This is a genomic window from Rhizobium sp. 01L419 (assembly GCF_056400025.1).
On the sequence record NZ_JBFTSM010000008.1, the window covers coordinates 253948 to 273897 of the forward strand.

The window sequence follows — 19950 nt, forward strand, 5'->3', positions numbered from 1 at the left end:
GAAATGCCTGCGCGGTTTCGCCTCAGCGATTCGCGCCAAACAGAAGAAGAAGACTGATGACCAACGATAGCCATGCCGGACAGATCATTATCCTGAACGGTGCGCCGCGAAGCGGCAAATCCAGCATCGCGCGCGCGATCCAGGAGGAATTCGAGGGACCGTGGATCAACTTCGGCGTCGATACATATAATGCCATGACGCCGAAGCGCTACCTGCCCGGTATCGGGCTCAGGCCGGGCGGCGAGCGGCCGGACCTGGAGGAACTGGTGCCGTTCCTCTATGCAGCGCTTTACGAATCGATCGCCATTCACGCCGGATTGGGCCTCAACGTGGTGGCCGATCTCGGCCATCACGACAGCTATTCGCAGCCACTCGGCATTCTCGGCGACTGCGCCCGGCGCCTGGAGGGTTTTCCCGTATTGTTCGTCGGCGTCAGATGCCCGATCGAGACGATCATGCAGCGGCGGGAAATCGCGGAGGAAGGGCGCGAGACGCTCTATCTGCGCGGCACGGGAGAAGTGCCCGTTCCCGAACCGGTACAGCGCTGGCAGGACGAGGTGCATCGCCCCGGCCTTTATGACATGGAGGTCGATACGTCTGTGCTGACGGCGCTCGAATGCGCCGAGGCAATCCGCCACCAGCTGGATCTCGGCATTCCCGAGCCTACAGCCTTCGAGAGGCTGGCTGGCCAACGGTAAGACGAAGGGCGGTATCTGGACAAAGAAAAAGGCGGGGCCAGTGGCGCCCGCCTTTTTTAATTTCTATCCGGCCCGTATCAGCCCGCAGCCACCGGAGCGCCCCAGCCGCCCCAGACATAGATGCAGAAGAACAGGAAGAGCCAGACGACGTCGACGAAGTGCCAGTACCAGGCAGCCGCCTCGAAGCCGAAGTGCTGTTTTGGCGTAAAGTCGCCGCGCAACGCACGGATGAGGCAGACCAACAGGAAGATGGTGCCCACCAGAACGTGGAAGCCATGGAAGCCAGTGGCCATGAAGAAGGTTGCGCCGTAGATCGAATTGCGGAACTCGAACGGAGCATGTGCATATTCATAGGCCTGGACGCTGGAGAAGAGCACGCCGAGCACAACCGTCAGCGTCAGGCCCTGAATAAGGCCTTTGCGGTCGTTGTGCAGCAGAGCGTGATGAGCCCAGGTCACCGTCGTGCCAGAGAGCAGCAGGATGACGGTGTTGTAGATCGGCAGGTGCCAAGGATCGAGAACCTCGATGCCCTTCGGCGGCCAGACGCCACCGGTATAGGCAAGGCGCGAAGCCTGGATTGCCTCGTGCGGAAAGAGGCTGGCATCGAAATAAGCCCAGAACCAGGCAACAAAGAACATCACTTCCGAAGCGATGAACATGATCATGCCGTAGCGCAGGTGCAGCGACACGACGCGTGTATGGGCGCCCTCGTGTGCTTCCTTCACGGTGTCGGACCACCAGCCGTACATGACGTAGAAAACGACAGCCAGCCCGATGAAGAAGACCCACGGATGGGCCCACTCGATACCGAAAACATGCAGCGAGCCGCCGTTCAGGTAGCGCATGTAGCCGACGCCGCCGAAGGCCATCAGGAATGCGCCGAACGAGGCCAATATCGGCCACGGGCTCGGAGCTATGATGTGATAGTCGTGATTCTTCTGATGAGCATCGGCCATGTCAGATCCCCGGTGTCTTCCTTCTCCGCTTCCGGCAACGCCGGAAACACTCCTCAATCAAAGTTTCTTTTCAGTCTGTCCCGTTCCATTCTCATTCGAAGCCACCGGCTTCGGACCCTCTTTGGGATAGAACGTGTATGACAGCGTGACCGTGCGAATGCTTTTCGATTCAGCGGCCTTGGTAATTTCCGGATCGATGTAGAACACGACCGGCATTTCAAGCTTCTCGCCCGGCTTCAGGTCTGTTTCATTAAAGCAGAAACATTGCACCTTGTTGAAATAGGCGCCCGCCTCGCCTGGCGTCACGTTGAAGATCGCCTGGCCGCGCTGAGTTTCGTTGGAACGGTTCTCGGCGATGAATTTGACCTGGATGGTTTCGCCGATCTTCGGATTGACCTCGCGCTCGACCGGCTTGAATTCCCACTGCAGGCCGGGAGCGACGTTGGCATCGAAAGTCACGCGCATCGTACGGTCGAGAATGACATTCGAGACCTGATCGACACGCTGCGTTGTGCCGTTGTAACCAGTCACCTGGCAGAAAAGGCGATAGAGCGGCACGGCAGCATAGCTCATAGCGCCCATGCCGACGACGAAGCTCAGGCACATGAAGACAACGGCACCGTTATTGCGCGGCTTCTTCGGTGCGGTGGCGACATCGCTCATCGTATCAGCCTCCATGTCCCAGGAACTTGACGATGGTGATGGCGTAGAAAAGGATCACCAGACCGGCGAGCACGACGCCGAGTGCGATGTTGCGATTGCGACGCGATTTGCGCTGCGCTTCGGTAAGCTTGACCAGTTCCATCAGAACGAGCCTCCTGCATACGAGACGAGCACGGCAACGAGCCGGTCGAGCATCAGCGCCGAGAATACGGCAAAGAGATAGAAGATCGAGAAGCCGAACAGCTTCTTCGCCGGGATCATCTTGAGATCGCCGTCGGGCATACGCCAGACGGCGATGGAACAGTATATGAAGACCGCGCCGAGTGCCGCGGCCACCACGCCATAACCGGCGCTGGCAAAGCCGAGGAAGGTCGGCAGCACGGCGCAGATGGCCGTCAGCACAGCATAGGCGACGATCTGGTGCTTGGTAGTGCGCTCACCCGCCACGTTCGGCAGCATCGGCACGCCGACAGCCTCGTAATCCCGCATCTTGAAGAGCGCGAGCGCCCAGAAATGGGCCGGCGTCCACAGGAAGATGATGAGGAAAAGAACCGTGCTTTCGATCGTGACGGAGTTCGTCACGCAGGCCCAGCCGATCATCGGCGGGAAAGCGCCGGCCGCGCCACCGATAACGATGTTCTGCGGCGTCGAGCGCTTCAGCCACATCGTATAGATGACGACATAGAAGAAGATGGTGAAGGCGAGGATAAAAGCCGACAGCCAATTGACCGCAAGACCCAGGATCGTCACCGAGAAGCAGGAGAGGACGAGGCCGAAGGCCAGCGCTTCCTTCGGCATGATGCGGCCAGCCGGGATCGGACGCTTGGCAGTGCGGCTCATGACGGCGTCGATATCGGCGTCATACCACATGTTCAGCGCACCCGATGCGCCTGCGCCGACGGCAATGCAAAGAATGGCGATTACACCAAGGATCGGGTTGATGTGACCCGGTGCCAGCACCAGGCCGGCAAAGGCCGTGAAGACCACGAGCGACATGACCCGCGGTTTCAGAAGCTCGAAATAATCGCGCGCACCTGCTTCCGACAGGCGAAAGTCGCCATCGTCCGCAAGAGCCTCGTGATTGTCGAAAACCGTCATCATTCCGTCCTGAATAACTCAATTGCCAGACGCCGCAGAATCTTGCGGCGCCTGGTGGTCCGGCATCTTATTTGATGCGCGGAAGCTGTTCCCACTGGTGGTATGGCGGCGGCGAAGGCAGCTGCCATTCGAGAGTCGTTGCGCCCTCACCCCACGGATTGTCACCGGCAACGCGCTTCTTAGCGAAGGCTTCCCAGACACCGACGAGGAAGATGATTACGCCCACGAAGGAGATGTAGGAGCCGATCGACGAAACATAATTCCAGCCGGCAAATGCATCCGGGTAGTCGATGTAGCGGCGCGGCATGCCGGCAAGGCCGAGGAAGTGCTGCGGGAAGAACACCAGGTTCACGCCGATGAACATGACCCAGAAGTGCAGCTTGCCGAGGAACTCGTTGTACATGTAGCCGGTCATCTTCGGGAACCAGTAGTACCAGGCAGCGAAGATGGCGAAGACGGCGCCGAGCGACAGAACGTAGTGGAAATGAGCCACGACGTAATAGGTGTCATGCAGCGAGCGGTCGAGGCCGGCGTTTGCGAGCTGGACGCCCGTCACGCCACCGACGGTGAAGAGGAAGATGAAGCCGATCGCCCAGATCATCGGCGTGCGGAAGGTGATCGAGCCACCCCACATCGTTGCGATCCAGGAGAAGATCTTCACACCCGTCGGAACGGCAATGACCATCGTCGCGAAGACGAAGTAGCGCTGTGCGTCAAGCGACAGGCCGACCGTATACATGTGGTGAGCCCAGACGACGAAGCCGACGGCGCCGATGGCGACCATGGCGTAGGCCATGCCGAGATAACCGAAGACCGGCTTCTTCGAAAAAGTCGACACGATGTGGCTGACGATGCCGAAGCCCGGCAGGATCAGGATGTAAACTTCCGGATGACCGAAGAACCAGAACAGGTGCTGGTAGAGGATCGGATCACCGCCGCCTTCCGGCGCGAAGAACGCCGTGCCGAAGTTACGGTCGGTGAGCAACATGGTGATGGCACCAGCCAGAACCGGCAACGAGAGCAGCAACAGGAAGGCGGTGATCAGCACGGCCCAGGCAAAGAGCGGCATCTTGTGCAGCGTCATGCCCGGAGCGCGCATGTTGAGGATCGTGGTGATGAAGTTGATCGCACCGAGGATGGACGAGGCACCGGCAATGTGGAGCGCGAAGATCGCAAGATCTACCGCCGGACCCGGCTGACCGCCGACTGCGAGCGGCGGATACATGGTCCAGCCGCCACCTGCGCCATAAGCACCGGCCGGGCCTTCGACGAACATCGAGATACACAGCAGCAGGAATGCCGGAACGATCAGCCAGAAGGAGATGTTGTTCAGGCGCGGGAAAGCCATATCAGGCGCACCGATCATAATCGGCACCATCCAGTTGGCGAAACCGCCGATCATCGCCGGCATGACCATGAAGAAGATCATGATGAGCGCGTGAGCGGTGGTGAAGACGTTGAACATGTGCTTGGCGCCATCGATGGCGGCATCGCCTTCGAAGCCGTAGACCATGGAGGCCAGACCGTGGAAGATCTGGATGCCCGGCTCCTGCAGCTCCATGCGCATGGCAACGGAGAGAAGGCCGCCGATGATACCGGCGAAGATCGCGAAGATCAGGTAGAGCGTACCGATATCCTTGTGGTTCGTGGAGAAGAACCAGCGGTCGGCAAAGCTCGGCGCATGAGAGTGATCGTGGTGGTCGTCATGCGCATGAGCGTCATGAGCGTGGTGATCATGAGAATGATCGTCGTGAGCGGAAGGTCCAGCCATTGTCCCGATCCCCTATCTTACTTTGCGACGTTTTCAGCGACATCGACGGTCTTTGCAGAACCATCGGCAGCGGCGATCAGTGTCTTGTAGGCGCCGGGCAGGTCGCTGGCAGCTGTGGTCAGCCACTGCTTGTACCTGTCTTCGGAGACGACGCGAATGGCGATCGGCATGAACGCGTGATCCTTGCCGCAAAGCTCGGAACACTGGCCGTAGAAGAGACCTTCGCGCTCGGCGCGGAACCAGGTTTCGTTCAGGCGACCCGGAACGGCGTCGATCTTGACGCCGAAGGACGGCATGGCGAAAGCGTGGATGACGTCGGTCGGCGCGGCGGTGACGAGAACACGGACCGTCTTGTTGACCGGCAGCACGAGTTCGTTGTCGACAGCCAGAAGACGCGGATAGACGGCGAGATCGGTTTTGCCTGCAGAGGCGCGATCCGGCTCTTTCAGAAGATAGGAATCGAAGGCAACCGGCGTTTCGCCCGAACCTTCATATTCGTAATTCCACTGCCACTGGGTCGCGGTCGCCTTGATGGTCACATCCGGATTTTCCGGCAGGGTGAGCTGCGCGGTCAGCAGTGTGAAGGAGGGAACGGCGAGGAAGAGAAGCACCAAGACCGGCCCCACGGTCCAAATGACTTCGATCACCGTATTGTGGCTCGTCTTGGAGGGAACCGGGTTTGCCGAAGCACGGAACTTGTAACAGACGACGAGAATAAGAACGAGAACGAACAGCGTGATCGGAACGATGAACCACAGCGTGTATTGTTCGAACCAGCGGATCTCCCGCATGATCGGCGTTGCTGCCGGCTGCAGCGTAGCCTGCCACGGCATCGGCTGATCGGCAAATGTGCCGGAAGCAAAAAGCAGACAGACCAGCGCGGTCAGAGCTGCAAAAGCCTTCTTAATCACCTTGTAATCTCCCTCGAGCGCTGATCTGCATCAAATCGGACACAGAATCCTTGCCATCTTCTGCGCTTCAAACCACAGTTTGGCATCCGCCGCAACAGGCAGAAGCAATTGTCTATGCGGCATTTTTGCTCCAAGAGCGCATCGTCAACCATGGCAAAACATCGCAAGCTTTTCATCAGCATACGAAAAACAGGCTTTGCGGCCAATCCAGCTATTGCACATTCTTTTGGCGAGGTCCTATTTCTGCCGCAGTCCCCCGGTTTTCACGGGGTGGGGCTTTTCATTTTTTGTGGGCAGCTTCAACAATAGCGGCAATGATTCGATATCCAGAGGTTTTCATGGGTTTCCGTTCCCTCGCGCGGTCTTTTGTACTGACCGCAGGCATCGCGACCGCCGCGACGAGCCCCGTCTTCGCGCAGCAGCCGCCGACGCCCGCCCAGTCGCGCCCGACCGCGCCTGCCCCGAAGCCCGCTCCGGCACAGCAGCCCGCGCCATCTGCGACGCCGAACGTCGAGCAGGTGACACCCGGCCAGACACAGCCACCGGCTCCCGGCACGGTGAGGTCCAACCATGGCGCGTGGTCCGTCGTCTGCGACAAGCCGGCCGGTGCTTCGACCGAGCAGTGTGCGCTAATGCAAAACGTCATCGCCGAAGACCGGCCGGAAGTCGGCCTGTCGGTCGTCGTCCTGAAGACAGCCGACCGCAAGTCGAAGATCCTGCGCGTGCTGGCACCGCTCGGCGTGCTGCTCCCGAACGGCCTCGGCCTCAATGTCGACGGCAAGGATATCGGCCGCGCCTATTTCGTGCGCTGCTTCGCCGATGGCTGCTATGCCGAAGTCGTTCTCGAGGACGAGCTCCTGAAGACTTTCCGCAGCGGCGCACAGGCAACCTTCATCGTCTTCCAGACGCCGGAAGAAGGCATTGGCATCCCTGTGGACCTTAAAGGCTTTGCGGAAGGCTACGACTCCCTGCCCTGATCCGTCAGGGCTTGCTCGCGTGGTACAACAGACCTACATCGGCTATTGAGCATTCCCGCTCTTCTTGCGGAGCAAAAGACCATGACCACCGATCTGCTGACGCTTTTCGATGCCGATGAAGCGACGATGCGCAAGCATGTCGCCGAGGCGCTTTCCGGCGCCGATGACGGCGAGCTCTTCATCGAGCACGCGCAGGCGGAATCGCTGACCTTCGACAATGGCCGTCTCAAGGGCGGCAGCTTCAACACCGAACAGGGTTTTGGCCTGCGGGCAGTCGCCGGCGAGGCTGTCGGCTACGCCCACGCTGGCGACCTTTCCGTTTCGGCGCTGAAGCGGGCAGCCGACGCGGTCGGCGCCGTTACGCGCGGTTATTCCGGCTCTTACGCCGCAGCACCCCAGCGGACCAACCGGAAGCTTTATACCGACGAGAACCCGATCGGCTCGCCGACCTTCGAAGAGAAGGTGAAGGTTCTGACTGATATCGACGCCTATCTGCGCGGCAAGAATGACAAGGTGCGGCAGGTTACGGCTTCGGTCGCGGCGAGCTGGCAGGTGGTTGATATCCTGCGTGCCGACGGTCATCGCGTGCAGGATATCCGGCCGATGACGCGCATCAACATCTCCGTCATGGTCGGAGAAGGCGACCGGCAGGAAAGCGGCTCCTACGGCCAGGGCGGCCGCATCGGCTTCGGCGATTTCATCGCGACGGGAAGCTGGCAGCAGGGCGCCGACGAGGCGCTGCGCCAGGCGCTCGTCAATCTCGAAGCGATCGAGGCACCAGCGGGTACGATGGATGTCGTGCTCGGCTCCGGCTGGCCGGGCGTCATGCTGCATGAGGCAGTGGGCCACGGCCTCGAGGGTGATTTCAACCGCAAGAAGACTTCGGCTTTTGCTGGTCTGCTGGGTCAGATGGTGGCATCGCCAGGCGTGACGGTTGTCGATGACGGCACAATCGACAACCGTCGCGGCTCGATCACCATCGACGACGAGGGCACGCCTTCGGCCTATAACGTGCTGATCGACAACGGCAAGCTGGTCGGCTACATGCAGGACCGGCAGAACGCCCGGTTGATGGGCATGGCCCCCACCGGCAACGGTCGCCGCCAGGGCTATTCGCATGTGCCGATGCCGCGCATGACCAATACCTACATGCTCGGCGGCGACAAGACGCCGGAAGAAATCATCGCTTCGGTCAAGAAGGGTGTCTACGCCGTCTCCTTCGGCGGTGGTCAGGTGGACATCACATCAGGCAAATTCGTCTTCGGCTGCACCGAGGCCTATCTCATTGAAAACGGCAGGATCGGCGCACCAATCAAGGGCGCCATGCTGATCGGCAACGGCCCGGATGCAATGAAGCGCGTATCGATGATCGGCAACGACATGAAGCTCGATACCGGTATCGGCAACTGCGGCAAGGGCGGCCAGTGGGTGCCTGTCGGCGTCGGTCAGCCGCATCTGCGTATGGATCAGGTCACCGTCGGCGGCACGCAGGCCTGAGGCAGTGCTGTCATGGTCGAAATCGAAATCAGAACCTTCGCCCCTGACGATGCCGATGGCGTGAGCTCGGTCATCCTGCCGATCCAGCGCGAAGAATTCGACATCGACATCACCGCTGACGCGCAGCCGGACCTGCGCGTCATTCCCGACTTCTACCAGTCGGGCAAGGGCCAGTTCTGGGTTGCAGTGAAGGACGGCGCCGTCGCCGGCACGGTCGGCCTCAAGGACATAGGCAACAATCAGGCGGCTCTCCGGAAGATGTTCGTTGCCGCCGAGGTGCGGGGCAGCGAGCACGGCGTCGCCGCCCGGCTACTGGAAGCTCTCTTTGCCCATGCGAGCGAAGTTGGCCTGACCGACATCTTCCTCGGCACGACCGACAAATTCCTTGCCGCACACCGGTTTTACGAAAAGAACGGTTTTTCCGAGATCGCCAGCAAAGACCTGCCGCAGGCATTTCCTCTCATGGCGGTGGACAGCAAATTCTACCGGCGCAAGGTCGCCGCCAACTGATAAGCAAACGGATCAGGCCTCCGGCCTGAATTTCCATTTCCGCTCGATTGCCGCAGCGAGGTCGATATCGTGGCGGCGGGCGAAGAGCAGGACATGGCCGAGGATGTCGGCGGTCTCGTCGGCGAGGTCGCGCTCCATCTCCTTGGGCGAGCGCCCCTTGGCACGGCCGCGGCCGGTCAGGCGGTTCCAGGCCTGCGTCAGTTCACCCATCTCCTCCTGCAGTTTCAGCAGAAACCAGTCGGCATCGCGCGCGATGTCGTTAGCGGCGGCGTAGGCGGACGATGATATCTCGAACTGATCGGCAAGGCGCTGCAGCATGACGTTCTCCTTTTGTTTATGAGGAGAGCGCCGATTCCCGCAAATTGTCCAGAGCGTGCAGCTCAGCCCTGGTCCGGCAGGAGCATGCAGTCATAGGAGCGCTTCTTCAGGGCGTCGCAGGCAGACGTCGCGTCTTCCTTGCTCTGGAAGCCGACGAAACGGGCGCGGTAAACCGCATTGGCGCCCTTGCCGACAGCTTCCGTGTAAGGCGAGGCGGAAACGAGCGGCGCACCGGCCTCGGACTTAGCCTGCGCAAGAAGCGCACGGGCAGCATCCGCGCTCGGGGCCGCGGAAATCTGGATCTGCCAGCCACCTGTCTTGCCAGCCGATGCTTTCTGCGCCTTGCCGGCATTCATGATCTCATCCATTGCCGCCGGACGCTCCAGCGGGATCACGCTGTCATCGGCAAAACCAAGCGCCTTCGGCGCGGATGCTGCGTCGGCGACGCGCGGCGCATTCGCCGGCACCGGAACATCGGTGTCGTCAGCGGCCGAGGCTACCTCGACCTGTTCCTTGGCATTCATGCTCGCGACCAGTTTTGCACCGCCGGAAGAGGACGCGCGGCCCATATAACGATCGAAGAGTGCTGCCATCTTGGCGTCGCGGCTGCGGGCCGTGCGGCCGCCGAGCACCACGCCGATCACGCGCCGGTTGCCGTCCCTCACGGCGCTGACGATGTTGAAGCCGGAGGCATTGGTATAGCCGGTCTTGATGCCATCCATTCCCTGGTAGCGGTACATGAGATTGTTGTGGCCGCGGATAGTCTGGCCACGGAAATTGAAGCTCACGATGGAGAAGAGGCGATATTCGCTGGGATAGTTCTTCATCAGTGCCACGGCGAGCATGGACATGTCGCGCGCCGTCGTGATCTGGCGCTTGTCCGGCAGGCCGGATGCATTGACGAAGACCGTGCGGCTCATGCCGAGCTGGCGGGCCTTCTGGGTCATGAGCCTGGCGAAATTGCTTTCCGAACCACCGAGCTTTTCACCGATGGCGGCAGCAGCATCGTTGGCCGATTTGACGATCATGCCATAGACCGCCTCACGCACGGTGATCGTCCCGCCCGGCTTCACGCCGAGCTTCGTCGGCGGACGGGAGGCCGCATATTTCGACATCGTGACCGGCGTGTCCCAGGTGAGCTTGCCGCGATTGAGCGCCTCGAAGGTGAGATAGAGCGTCATCATCTTCGTCAGCGATGCCGGATGGTTCAGCGTATCGCCATTTTCGGACGCAAGGATCTTGCCGGTGCGGGCATCGAGCACGAGGGAAGCGCTGCCGGCGACGGCCGCAACAGGCGCAGAAAGTGCCAGCGTCGCGGTCAGAATGGCTGCCAAAAGCCTTGTCATGCACTTCCCCTCACTCTATCCGGCGAGTCGCTACAGCCGGATTATGTCCCGTATTGTGACAGATGCCCACAATCTGGCGCGACTTTGAGGCAACGCCCAAGTTTTTTCCAAGCTTTTGTTTCGCTTGGTTAACAGCCGATAAAGAAACCGTTTTCCGGGCAGGATTCAGCAAGGTTTAACGGCGGCATTGATAGCTTGTGTGACACGATTGCAAAGCGGGGTCACGGGAAAAATGAGTCAGTGGAAGCGGCGGCTGAAGCGCATCGCGATCGGCAGCGGGCTGGAAGCGGCCTGGCTGGCGAATGCCGCCGGGCTCATGAAAGAGGCCCGCGGACGCGGCGTCATCTTTACACTTCATCACGTGCGCCCGCATGTCGCCCAGCCGTTCGAGCCGAACCGACACCTTGAAATCACACCGGAATTTCTGGATGCCGCGCTTCGACGGCTGAAGCGGAGCGGCTATCGTTTCGTACCGCTCGAAGCGGTGCCCTCCCTCTTGTCGGACCCGCAGGACGATCGGCTGTTTGCCGCCTTCACGCTGGATGACGGATATCGCAACAATCTCGACCATGCCCTGCCCGTCTTCGAACGGCATCGGGCTCCCTTTACCGTTTTCATAACACAAGGCTTTGCCGAAGGCTCGCACAGCATCTGGTGGGAAACGCTGGCGCTGCTGCTCGGCAGGGAGAACAGCGTCGAATTCAACTTCGGCCGCGGGCGGGAGAGACTGGCGCTCGACACGCCGGTCCGGAAATGGCACGCCTTCGACCGGCTTGCCGAGTTTATCCACAGGCTGGACGAGAGCCGCGCCATCTCTGAGGTGGACGCGCTGGCCCGGCGCCACGGAATTGAGCCAGTCGACATCACGCGGGAACTGGTCATGGGGCCGCAGGAGCTGCGCAAGCTCGCGGCAAGCCCCCTCGCCAGTCTCGGCGCCCATACGATCAGCCATCGGGCGCTGGCCCGCCTGCCGCAGGCGGAAGCGCGGATCGAGATGGAAATCTCGGCCGATTATGTCGAGCGGATCACCGACATTCGCCCTCGGGCGATCGCCTATCCCTACGGCACGCCGGAGGCTGCGACAGGCCGGGAAGCTGGCGTTGCGGCAAATCTCGGCTTTTCCGTCGCGGTCACAACGCAGCCGGGCTTCCCGGCCGCATGCAACGCCACCTATATGCCGCGCATTTCGCTCAACGGGTTTTACCAGAAGCCACGCTACGTTTCGGCGCTGGCCTCGGGCGTTCCCTTGAAACTGCTCGGAAAATAACGCCTCTAGGGATACATCCTCACCTTATCCCAGGCGCCTTCCGGTGCGGGGCGATGAAACTCGATGCGGTCGTGCAGACGGAATTTCTGGTCTTTCCAGAACTCGATCGAGGTCGGGCGGATCCGGAAGCCGGACCAGTAGGACGGACGCGGGATTTCGCCGATTGCGTAGCGCGCCGTATATTCGGCAACGGCCTTTTCCAGTGCAAAACGGCTTTCGAGCGGGCGCGACTGCTTGGAAGCCCAGGCACCGATGCGGCTGCCACGGGCGCGGGTGGCGAAATAAGCGTCGGCTTCGGTCTCGGTGACCAATTCGACGGGGCCGCGAACCCGCACCTGACGGCGCAACGTTTTCCAGTGGAAACACATGGCGGCTTTCCTCTGCCCCAAGATTTCGCGACCTTTCCGGCTCTCGAAATTCGTGTAGAAGACGAATCCGTCGGTATCGAAACCCTTCAGGAGAACCATGCGGACATTGGGCAGTCCATCTTCATCGACCGTCGCGAGCGCGACAGCATTGGGGTCGTTGACTTCGGAAGCCTCCGCCTCCTTCAGCCATTCCCCAAAGAGCTTGAAGGGCTCTTCACTTTCGGTAAAGTCACCACCTGTTAACCCGTTTGCCGACATATTAATTCAAATCCCGCGATTTATTAAAACTGACCCAGCCTTTGAAGCTGGGGAAGGATACAGGGTGGAAGTCATAGCAAAGACATATCGCCATACAAAGGGTTCGCTGCGCCGCAGCTTCAGACTCTCCATCGTCGGTATCGCGATTCTGTCACTTTCCGGCTGCGTGGCTGGAGGGTTCGATTTCCTGAGTTCGGCAAAGGTCGACCGTTCGGTGGCGACCGGCACCGTGCCCCAGCCTGCTCCCAGCACAGATACGCTTTCAGACGAGATGACGGTGCGCAACGCCGTGACCTCCGCCGATATCCAGAAGCTCGAGGGACAGCCGCTTCCCTGGGCCAATGCCTCGACCGGCAGCGCCGGCATCATCGACACGATCGTCGAGAATAATGACGCCGGCCAAGTCTGCCGCCAGTTCCGCACGACGCGGCACTCCTATGTCGGCATCGCCAAATTCTTTGGCAAGACCTGCCTCGTCGGCGGTGGCAACTGGCAGCTTTTGAGCTTCCAGCCGGAAAGCTGACCCTGTCTCTCCACCTGTTTCGGCACGATGCGCCCCTGACACGCCAGGGTTAATGTGCCGTGCCAATTCGCCTCAATGTTTAGTGAAAGGCTAACCATTCGCGGCAAAACACCCCATATCCAAGTTCGGAAATAAGAAGTGATTAGCAACTCTCCCGCACGATCGGCCGACGAGCGGGCTTTCCTTTCGCATCAGCGAACCGGACGGCGCGTCTGAGTTGATTATTCGGTTTCCGGGAACGGCCACGAGGAACATGCCTCCCGGATTGCGACAGCGGCGGTGCGAACAATGCGTGATCCATACAAGATATTGGGCGTCAAGCGTGACGCGGCGGCGGACGAAATAAAGGCGGCCTGGCGCAACATGGCCAAGGCCGTGCATCCCGATCACAATCAGGGTGACCCGACGGCGACCGCGCGTTTTGCCGAGATCGGCCGCGCCTATGAAACGCTGAAAGATCCGAGGAAGCGCAATCTCTTCGACAATGCCGTGCGCATGGCAGAAGCCAAGAAGCAGGAACAAACGATCATGCAGCAGCGGCACGCGGCCCGTGAGGCGGCTGTCCGCGCAAAGGCTGCGCAGGCCAACGCCGAGCGCGTGATGGAAGAGCTTGCGCGCGCCAATGCCAATGCGCAGAAGGCTGCCGCGGCAGCAGGTGTTAAACAGCAGCAGGCCGGCGCAACGGAAGCTGCGGAAGAGATGGTCGAGCGCATCTTCGGCGCGCAGACAGCCCGCACTGCCGGCGCACAGGCCCAATCGCAGGCCCAGCAGGCGCATTCTCAGCAGGCGCAGGCCAAGCCGCATGCAGCCGAGGCGGCCAAGGCGCCAGAACAGGAAACCGCGGAATCTGACCCCGCCAAGGCAGAGGACGAGCAGACAGAGGCCTCTGTTGCCGGCGGCGCCAACATGTCGCTGCCACTCAGCCTTTTGACCTCGCTTGTGCGCCGCTTCACCGGCGCCGGCCAGCCGGGTCTTGAGAAAGCGCCAGACGAAGTCGCGACCGCGACCGTGACGATCGAAGACATCATGAAGGGAAGCTGGACGACTGTTTCCCTTCCGGAAGGCCGCGAAGTCGGATTCGCCCTGCCGGCCGGCACGACAGAAGGCCACCAGATCCGGCTCAAGGGCCAGGGTTTCAAGCTGCCGGGCATGCAGCGCGGCGACGCCGTGATCAATATCCATATCGCCGCCGACCCACGCTTCACCGTCGACGGTTTCGACGTGCATGTGGTGCTGCCGTTGAACATCGAGAATGCGGTGCTCGGCACCGAGGCGCGTATCGACGGTCCGCAGGGACCGCTCAATGTGACGGTTCCTGCCTGGTCCGGCTCCGACAAGACGATCCGCATTCCCGACAAGGGCCTGCCCAACGACAGCGGCGGAAAAGGCGATCTCGTCGTGGAATTGCGTATTATGTTGTGGGAAAAACCCGACGACAAGGTCACCGATCTCATGCGGAGCATGCGTGAAGGGCTGTTTTTATGAAATTTCGGTGACAATCGCACCCTTTGTTACGATCCCTAACAGTTGATGATCTTTGCCAAGCTTGAACCGATTAACGGCCTATGCCATAGGCAGGATCATCAGAATTCCTAGGGAAACGAAATATGGCTCAAGCATCCGGCCTCATGGCAGGCAAACGCGGCGTCATCATGGGTGTCGCCAACAATCGTTCGATTGCGTGGGGTATTGCTAAGGCCATTCATGCGCAGGGCGGAGAAGTTGCATTCACCTACCAGGGCGACGCCCTGAAGAAGCGTGTGGAGCCCCTGGCTGCCGAAATCGGCGCTGTCATGGTCGGCCATTGTGACGTGAGCGACGAATCCACGATCGATGCCGTTTTCGAAAATGTCGAGAAGCTGTGGGGCAAGATCGATTTCATCGTGCATGCCATCGGTTTTTCCGACAAGGATGAGCTGACCGGTCGCTACGTCGATACTTCGCCTGACAATTTCACCAAGACCATGCAGATCTCCGTCTACTCCTTCACCTCGGTCGCTCGCCGCGCCGAGAAGCTGATGACGGAGGGTGGTTCGATGCTCACCCTCACCTATTACGGTGCAGAAAAGGTGATGCCGAACTACAATGTCATGGGTGTCGCCAAGGCGGCGCTTGAAGCCAGCGTTAAGTATCTCGCCGTCGACCTCGGACCGAAGAACATCCGCGTCAACGCCGTTTCGGCTGGCCCGATCAAAACGCTCGCCGCCTCCGGCATCGGCGATTTCCGCTACATCCTCAAGTGGAACGAATACAATGCGCCGCTGCGCCGTACCGTGACCATCGAGGAAGTGGGCGATGTCGGCCTCTATCTTCTCTCGGACCTGTCGCGTTCGGTGACGGGTGAAGTGCATCATGCCGACAGCGGCTATCATGTCATCGGCATGAAGGCTGTGGACGCGCCTGATATTTCCGTCATCAAGGACTGAGGCGTCCTAGCCCCTAAGTGGAGCCGATCCCCGTGCTTATCTATGTGATCAGACACGGCCAGACCGACTGGAATGCTGAGCGGCGCCTGCAGGGGCAGAAGGATATTCCGATCAACGCGATCGGCCGCGAACAGGCGAAGCAGAACGGGATCGCCCTTGCGGCGATCCTGAAGGGCGAAGATGCGGAGTTCGATTTCGTCGCAAGCCCGCTCGGACGCACGCGCGAGACCATGGAGATCATGCGATCAGCCATGGGGCTCCCGCCCGGGGAATACCGCACCGACGAACGCCTGGTCGAAGTCTCCTTCGGCGACTGGGAAGGCCACACGCTCAAGCAGCTCCGGGCCTCGCAGGCCGAGCGCGTCACAGAACGCAACATCAACAAATGGGATTTCATTCCGCCGGGCGAGGATGCGGAAAGCTACGAGATCATGTCGTGGCGGACCGGCGCATGGCTGAATTCGGTCGATCGGCCAACCGTCTGCGTCACCCACGGCGGCGTCATCAGAAGCCTATTCAAGATGATCTCCAACTTGCCGAAGGACGTCGCCTCCGAGGGCGAAATTCCCCAGGACCGAATTTTGAAGATCGAGACGTCGCAGAGCCTGATCGGCTGGATCTAGTCCATTCTGGGCTTATTTGACGATATCGAGATCGTTGATGACGCGCTTGCCGTCGACTTCCGTATAGAAAATCACAACCTTGACGCCGGCCTTCAGGCCTTCGAAATCGAACTCTTCGGGCGCCTGATAGGTCTTGCCGTCATCGAGCGTCAGGACAAGATTTGTCGTGTCGACCTTCTTGATCGTCGCCTCGACATCAGCGCTCTCGGCAAAACTGCTCATAGGCGAAAGAAAATTTGCCGTGGCCAGAAGCGTAGCAATAACGAAACGCATGTCGGCAATCCCTTTGAAACGTCGCCGTTGATATCGAGTGGCCACAGATAAACTCCTGAATATGGCGAAAATTGCCCGGAAGAATGGCTTTCGGCGCCCAATTGATGAATAGGATTTTACGGATAATCAAGAGGCTCCGTTCACCGTGCTTTTCTCTCTGTTTACGCGATTTAGCAGCTCCGAATGCGCGCAATCGTAAATTAACCCCCGCACCCTAAAGTCGATGCGAATGTGGGGGTGTGTGATTTGCAATTCCGGCTGAGCAACAGCAACCGGCTGCGGCGTGTTCTGAAGAATACGCGTGTCTCGCTGCTGGTTTCCGCCCTCGTGGCCATCGTCGTTGTTGCCGTCGGCTTTGCACTCGACAGTGCCAATACTGCCGCCCATCTGCGCGAGCTGCAAATCCATACTGAAAACGAGACGAACCTGATCCGTGCCCGCATGACGGCGCAGATCAACATGGACATCACTGCCGTCCGCGACCTTTCCAACCTGATCTCGCTCAGCACGCAGACGAACGAAGTGGAGATGGAGCGGCAGATCAACTGGCTGCTGATCCAGAACCCGAATTTCATCCATATTGCTGTCGCGCCTGATTTCATCGTCAAGTCGGTTTATCCGGCGCAATCAGGCAAAGACCGAATCGGCAAGGATGTGCGGGACGTGCTGCTGCAGCGCATGTCGATAAGCCGCAATACCGGCGACCAGTCGGCCCGCTTCTATGGTCCTTTCAAGACGACGGATGCAGAAAACGCCTTCGCGATCTTCTTCCCTGTATTCGTCAAGCAGAACGGCCAGCGCCGCATCTGGGGGGCGGTCGAGGTGGTCATCGACCAGGACATGTTCTACGAGACGACGGGCCTGAAGCCCGCACGCAACAGCGAAAACCAGGAGCGCTATCCGCATCTCGACCATCTGTCGATCGCGGTCCGCGACATCGGCATTCCGGACGAAACGGCCGCACCCTTCTTCGGTCCTTCCGATATCTATAAGAAAGATCCGCTCCGCCGAAAAATCAACTTCGCCGGCGGGCGATGGGAACTCGCGGCCGTACCGAACGCCGGCTGGCACGCTGTTCCCGAAAATCAGCCTGAACTGCGATTGATCATCGTCGCGGCAGGCTGCGTGATCATCATCCCGATCTTCTTCGCCACGTTGCTGCTCGGCGAACGCAACCGTAATATCGCGCAGCTCGAGGCCCGCGAGGGCAAACTTCTGGAGCTGTCGCAGCGCCTCAACCTGGCGCTTGAATCCTCCCGGATCGGCATCTGGGAGCTGCAGGAGAACGCCACCCACCTTACCTGGGATGCACGAGCATCCACCCTTCACGGCCTCAAAGCGATGGAAGGCAGCCGGCCACTGGAAGTGTGGCTTTCGACGATCGCGCCCGAAGACCGGGAAATCGCCGAGGTTCATTTCTTCGGTTGCAGTATCGCCGGCGAAGCCTGCACCGCGCAATACAGGGTGATGCGTGAAGACGGGCGCATTCGCCATCTGCGCTCTGTCGGCGCCTTCTATACGGATGCCGGTGGCGCCGGAAAGACGATCGGCATCGTCTGGGATGTCACGGCCGACGCGGAAGTCACCAACACGCTTCGTCTCGCCAAGGAAACGAGCGAGCTCAAGAATGCCGAGCTGGAACTTGCGCTGGAGGAGCTTTCGAGCCGCGAGGCGGAACTTTCCGAACTGTCCGGCAAACTCGATCTGGCACTCGATTCCTATCAATGCGGCATTTGGGAAGCAATCCTCGGCAAGTGCGGCTCGATCTGGGACGAGCGCATGCACGAGCTTTATGGGCTGAAGCAGAGCAATGCCTTCGTGACCGAAGACGCCTGGCTCTCCTGCATCCATCCCGATGACCGCGGGCTGGCCCTCGAAAGCGCCAGGCATTTCAGGCAGCTCGGAGACACGCATACGCTTGTCTGTCGCGTGCCGGACGAAAATGGCGGCTTTCGCTACGTGCGTTCCGTCGGCAAGGTGCACCGTACGCCGACCGGCGAGATGAAAATTATCGGCATCGCCTTCGATTCGACCGAGGATGCGTTGATGACGCTGCGCCTCAAGGCCGCAAAGGATGAGGCGATTGCCAAGAATATCGAGCTGGAGCTTGCCAAGGACCGGATCGAGCACAACTCCCTGCACGACCCGCTGACCTCGCTCGCCAACCGCCGCAAGCTCGATATCGCACTGGAAAATCTGACGGATGCCGGCCACAGGGAGCGACAGAAATTCGCGATCCTGCATATAGACCTCGACCGTTTCAAGGAAATCAACGACACGTTGGGGCACGCAGCGGGTGATGCCATGCTGGTGCATGCGTCGCGCGTGCTTTCCAGGAACTTGCGCGAGAGTGACGTCGTGGCCCGCATTGGCGGCGACGAGTTCGTCATCCTTTCCTTCGACGTCGGCGACAAGGACATGGCGGAGCTTTCGGGCCGTATCATCGAGGAGATGCGTCAGCCCATCGATTTCCAGGGTTTTTCCTGTCGCTGCGGCGTGTCGATCGGCATCGCACTGGCGAACGGCATCCATATCGATGCCCGCAAGGTACTGATCAATGCAGACATCGCGCTCTACCGGGCCAAGAGCCTTGGCCGCAACCGTTACGAATTCTTCAACCACAACCTGCAGGCCGACATCATCAACAACAAGCGCACGGCCGATGAGATCCTTGCCGGCATCGACAATGGCGAGTTCACGGCCTGGTATCAGCCGCAGTTCTGCGCACGGACGATGAAGCTGACTGGTGTCGAGGCGCTGGTACGCTGGCACCATCCCTCCAAGGGTCTGCTGACACCGGACAAATTCCTGCGCATTGCCGACGAGATCAATGTCGTACAGACGCTCGACCGCATCGTCCTGGAAACGGCACTGCGCGACAAGATGCGCTGGGCGGCACAGGGCGTCTATGTTCCGAAAATCTCGGTCAACGTTTCGGCGCGGCGCCTGCATGATGGCAGCCTTCTGGACTCCCTTGGTGACCTGCAGATCCGCCCCGGCGAAATTTCCTTCGAACTGGTGGAATCCATCTTCCTCGACGAAAGCGAGGACGTGGTCTCGCAGAATCTCGAACAGATCAAGGCGCTCGGCATCGATATCGAGATCGATGATTTCGGCACCGGCCATACCTCGATCGTCTCACTGCTGAAGCTGAAGCCGAAACGGCTGAAGATCGACCGGCAGCTCGTGCAGCCGATCGTCGCCTCCTCGCAGGAGCGCACGCTCGTCAGCTCCATCATCGAGATCGCCCGCTCGCTTGGCGTCGAGACGGTGGCCGAGGGCGTCGAGACGATGGCGCATGCTGAACTGCTACGCGATCTCGGCTGCGATCTCCTGCAGGGCTATGCCTTTGCACGCCCTCTCTCCTTCGACGATTTCGCCATCGAGGCGCGCGGCACTGCCTGGCTTCTGGCATCCTAGCGCTGAAGCCAGGCACGTCACCGTTCGCAGGGACCGGAAACACCATT

At 60.2% G+C, this 19950-nt stretch carries 20 protein-coding genes; 10 read left to right on the plus strand and 10 right to left on the minus strand.

Annotation, left to right across the window (positions count from 1 at the left end; translation table 11 throughout):
* Positions 1-56 precede the first annotated feature (56 nt).
* On the plus strand, positions 57-698 hold the full coding sequence (locus AC1DUP_RS18035; RefSeq protein ID WP_477833524.1) for a chloramphenicol phosphotransferase CPT family protein: 642 nt from the start codon (positions 57-59) through the stop codon (positions 696-698).
* Between the two features lie 77 nt (positions 699-775).
* Here the strand turns inward: AC1DUP_RS18035 and AC1DUP_RS18040 are convergent, their stop codons facing one another.
* From AC1DUP_RS18040 to coxB, 6 genes are all read right to left on the minus strand, one after another.
* Entirely contained in the window at positions 776-1654 is an 879-nt protein-coding gene (locus AC1DUP_RS18040) for a cytochrome c oxidase subunit 3 (protein WP_113297198.1), read from the minus strand.
* Between the two features lie 57 nt (positions 1655-1711).
* A complete protein-coding gene (locus AC1DUP_RS18045; RefSeq protein ID WP_113309870.1) occupies positions 1712-2317 on the minus strand; it encodes a cytochrome c oxidase assembly protein in 606 nt (201 codons plus the stop codon).
* 4 nt (positions 2318-2321) lie between these two features.
* On the minus strand, positions 2322-2459 hold the full coding sequence (locus tag AC1DUP_RS18050; protein WP_477833527.1) for a hypothetical protein: 138 nt from the start codon (positions 2457-2459) through the stop codon (positions 2322-2324).
* On the minus strand, positions 2459-3415 hold the full coding sequence (locus AC1DUP_RS18055; RefSeq protein WP_113297259.1) for a heme o synthase: 957 nt from the start codon (positions 3413-3415) through the stop codon (positions 2459-2461). Before AC1DUP_RS18055 ends, AC1DUP_RS18050 begins: the two co-directional genes overlap by 1 nt.
* A gap of 67 nt (positions 3416-3482) precedes the next feature.
* Positions 3483-5186 (minus strand): cytochrome c oxidase subunit I, encoded by a 1704-nt coding sequence (gene ctaD / locus AC1DUP_RS18060; RefSeq protein ID WP_113297200.1) that lies wholly within the window; start codon positions 5184-5186, stop codon positions 3483-3485.
* Positions 5187-5203: 17 nt separating this feature from the next.
* The gene (gene coxB / locus AC1DUP_RS18065) at positions 5204-6097 is read right to left on the minus strand and encodes a cytochrome c oxidase subunit II (protein WP_113309869.1); all 894 of its coding nucleotides are present in this window, start codon (positions 6095-6097) and stop codon (positions 5204-5206) included.
* A gap of 314 nt (positions 6098-6411) precedes the next feature.
* Between coxB and AC1DUP_RS18070 the strand changes: the two genes are divergently transcribed.
* From AC1DUP_RS18070 to AC1DUP_RS18080, 3 genes are all read left to right on the plus strand, one after another.
* A complete protein-coding gene (locus tag AC1DUP_RS18070; RefSeq protein ID WP_477833530.1) occupies positions 6412-7074 on the plus strand; it encodes an invasion associated locus B family protein in 663 nt (220 codons plus the stop codon).
* A gap of 81 nt (positions 7075-7155) precedes the next feature.
* The gene (gene tldD, locus AC1DUP_RS18075; protein ID WP_477833532.1) at positions 7156-8571 is read left to right on the plus strand and encodes a metalloprotease TldD; all 1416 of its coding nucleotides are present in this window, start codon (positions 7156-7158) and stop codon (positions 8569-8571) included.
* A gap of 12 nt (positions 8572-8583) precedes the next feature.
* Positions 8584-9081: a GNAT family N-acetyltransferase gene (locus AC1DUP_RS18080; RefSeq protein WP_477833534.1), complete on the plus strand. Its 498-nt coding sequence runs from the start codon at positions 8584-8586 to the stop codon at positions 9079-9081.
* A 12-nt stretch (positions 9082-9093) separates the two neighbouring features.
* On the opposite strand, the gene AC1DUP_RS18085 is transcribed toward AC1DUP_RS18080, so the two are convergent.
* Complete coding sequence (locus AC1DUP_RS18085; protein ID WP_115035594.1) at positions 9094-9399, minus strand: nucleoside triphosphate pyrophosphohydrolase family protein; 306 nt, start codon at positions 9397-9399, stop codon at positions 9094-9096.
* Positions 9400-9461: 62 nt separating this feature from the next.
* The gene (locus AC1DUP_RS18090; protein ID WP_477833536.1) at positions 9462-10745 is read right to left on the minus strand and encodes a serine hydrolase; all 1284 of its coding nucleotides are present in this window, start codon (positions 10743-10745) and stop codon (positions 9462-9464) included.
* Positions 10746-10977: 232 nt separating this feature from the next.
* Between AC1DUP_RS18090 and AC1DUP_RS18095 the strand changes: the two genes are divergently transcribed.
* Complete coding sequence (locus AC1DUP_RS18095; RefSeq protein WP_477833538.1) at positions 10978-12012, plus strand: polysaccharide deacetylase family protein; 1035 nt, start codon at positions 10978-10980, stop codon at positions 12010-12012.
* Between the two features lie 5 nt (positions 12013-12017).
* Here the strand turns inward: AC1DUP_RS18095 and pdxH are convergent, their stop codons facing one another.
* On the minus strand, positions 12018-12638 hold the full coding sequence (gene pdxH, locus AC1DUP_RS18100; protein ID WP_477833540.1) for a pyridoxamine 5'-phosphate oxidase: 621 nt from the start codon (positions 12636-12638) through the stop codon (positions 12018-12020).
* A gap of 64 nt (positions 12639-12702) precedes the next feature.
* Here pdxH and AC1DUP_RS18105 point away from each other — a divergent pair, with 64 nt between their 5' ends.
* From AC1DUP_RS18105 to AC1DUP_RS18120, 4 genes are all read left to right on the plus strand, one after another.
* Positions 12703-13161 carry an RT0821/Lpp0805 family surface protein gene (locus tag AC1DUP_RS18105; protein WP_477833542.1) on the plus strand — a complete coding sequence of 153 codons (459 nt, stop codon included), beginning with the start codon at positions 12703-12705 and terminating at the stop codon, positions 13159-13161.
* A 288-nt stretch (positions 13162-13449) separates the two neighbouring features.
* On the plus strand, positions 13450-14646 hold the full coding sequence (locus AC1DUP_RS18110) for a DnaJ C-terminal domain-containing protein (protein ID WP_477833544.1): 1197 nt from the start codon (positions 13450-13452) through the stop codon (positions 14644-14646).
* A 122-nt stretch (positions 14647-14768) separates the two neighbouring features.
* Positions 14769-15587 (plus strand): enoyl-ACP reductase FabI, encoded by an 819-nt coding sequence (gene fabI / locus AC1DUP_RS18115; RefSeq protein WP_113297211.1) that lies wholly within the window; start codon positions 14769-14771, stop codon positions 15585-15587.
* 32 nt (positions 15588-15619) lie between these two features.
* Positions 15620-16210, plus strand: a complete 591-nt coding sequence (locus AC1DUP_RS18120; protein WP_113297212.1) for a histidine phosphatase family protein — start codon at positions 15620-15622, stop codon at positions 16208-16210.
* A 12-nt stretch (positions 16211-16222) separates the two neighbouring features.
* Here the strand turns inward: AC1DUP_RS18120 and AC1DUP_RS18125 are convergent, their stop codons facing one another.
* Positions 16223-16483, minus strand: coding sequence for a DUF1344 domain-containing protein (locus AC1DUP_RS18125; RefSeq protein ID WP_112542941.1), 261 nt, complete (start codon positions 16481-16483; stop codon positions 16223-16225).
* Between the two features lie 246 nt (positions 16484-16729).
* On the opposite strand from AC1DUP_RS18125, the gene AC1DUP_RS18130 reads away from it, so the two are divergent.
* Positions 16730-19903 carry a bifunctional diguanylate cyclase/phosphodiesterase gene (locus tag AC1DUP_RS18130; protein ID WP_477833603.1) on the plus strand — a complete coding sequence of 1058 codons (3174 nt, stop codon included), beginning with the start codon at positions 16730-16732 and terminating at the stop codon, positions 19901-19903.
* The last annotated feature ends 47 nt before the right edge of the window (positions 19904-19950 follow it).